The 1,831-nt window shown below is 41.7% G+C and carries 1 protein-coding gene and 1 pseudogene; one reads left to right on the forward strand and one right to left on the reverse strand.

Going from position 1 to position 1,831, the window contains the following annotated elements:
• Positions 1-1,250: pseudogene (locus K0H48_RS31100) on the reverse strand (hypothetical protein); the annotation flags it as partial.
• A 384-nt stretch (positions 1,251-1,634) separates the two neighbouring features.
• Between K0H48_RS31100 and K0H48_RS31105 the strand changes: the two are divergent.
• The coding region (locus K0H48_RS31105) for a helix-turn-helix domain-containing protein (protein ID WP_368862173.1) at positions 1,635-1,831 on the forward strand (197 nt) is incomplete at its 3' end.

The raw sequence follows: 1,831 nt of genomic DNA on the forward strand, positions 1-1,831 counted from the left end.
CAAGATCCTCCACCCACAACGGCTCTAAATTGAGTTGTTTCTGTTAACGCTGTTGAAGTATAGGTATTATTAGTGCTTGGATTAGGCACATCTGTCCAAGTTGTAAATGGACTTACTGCAAACTGCCATTTCACCACAGCTCCTACATTACCTGATAAGCTTAAAACACCGCTTGTATTTCCTGAACAAATCGAAGTGCCGCCTGTCACTGTTCCTCCAACTGGGGCTGGCGATACTGTAACTATTGCAGTATTATTTGTCGTAATAGCAGAGCTGCAAGACGCTGAAGCAAGTTTAGTAATGGTAATCGTACTAGAACCTGCATTTGTGAAACCTATTGCTGTAAAGCTGCCTGTTCCTGCTGTAGTAACTGTTAAATTTGCAGTCAATGCCGCTGCACTTGGATTACTTCGATTATAGGTAACGACATAATTGCCAGCCGGCAGAGATGCAGCACTTCCGGTTAAAGATACAGTCGATGTTGTACCACTGCCTGCACAAACACTTGAGGCTGCTGTACTTGTTAAACTAAAAGCAGAACAAGTATACGTAATAATCAACCGCCCGGCTCCTCCGGCTCCACCAATTTGAGAAGCGCCGCTTCCGGAATTTATAGCGCCACTTCCTGCGCCGCCAGGAGATGTTCCCGCATTACCAGAAGCATTACCAAAAAGAATGCTTGATACTGATGCACCACCAGCACCGCCCGCATTTGCTCCTGCGCCGCCCGCACCAGAAGAAAGCAATAATGATAAAAGCGACCATGAGCTTCCATTGCCTCCATTAACTCCGGCCAAACGTATAGCTCCTGAAGAAGCTGCAATTGTACCTCCATTTCCTCCAGCGGGAGTTCCACCCCCAGTATTTCCTGCTCCGCCAGAACCTCCTGCAGCCAGAATAGAAGTTTCAAATCCCGCAATGGTAGAATTACCACCTGCTGCACCGCCGGCTCCGGTAGTACCGATTGTTTGTCCCGCAACAATAACATTTAGCACCGATGCAGCTGTAACTGAAATTGAAGCACTTGCATATGCCCCGCCGCCGCCGCCGGCCGCACCTCTGCCAAAAAGTAATCCTGCACCCGCTGCGCCGCCACCCGCGCCGCCACCGCCCCAGGCCTCAACCGAAAGATTAGCAACACCAGCCGGAACTGTAAATGTTCCATTGGCGTTAAATGTTTCGGTCGTAGAAGACTGTGACCAAGAATAAATACTAATAAATGCGAACAAAAAAGATAATTTTAGTTTCATAATAATTAATTTAAAAATGAAAAAATCAGTGAATTTTTGAAGGCTTGTATGTAATCTATTTATATGGTAGTAATAAGAAGATGAATCTTGAATAAAATTGATTCTTAGATTCTTGACAGAAAGACTATTATAAAGTACTAATAAACAGGTAATTAAAATTGTTTCTTTTCAAAATTAACAAACTTTTTCTTAAACAAAAGATCTTTTAGTTTATATTTTCATGTCATACAACGAGTAATGTCTTATTATCGACATTTATTTAACACATTATATATCAATGAATTAAACCCATAAAAAAACCTCACAGTCATGCGAGGTTTTAATTTTCTATTCTTTGTCGATTCTAAATAAGTAAACTTTTTTCAGGACAAGATAGGGGATAGAATAAAGAAAATAAGAGAAGCTAAAGGTTTATCTCAAAAAGAAGTAGCGCTTTCTTTGACCATGAACCCAAGCCAGTATTCTAAAATTGAAAACGGAAAAGTCGACCCGCAGTGTTCTTCTATCGAAAAAATAGCTAATGCACTTGGCGTAAGTCTTGCCAGTATTTTTACGCAGGAAGATAATTTAGACCCTATAAA

The sequence above is a fragment of the Pseudomonas sp. Xaverov 259 genome, assembly GCF_019352915.1.
GTDB lineage: Bacteria > Pseudomonadota > Gammaproteobacteria > Pseudomonadales > Pseudomonadaceae > Aquipseudomonas.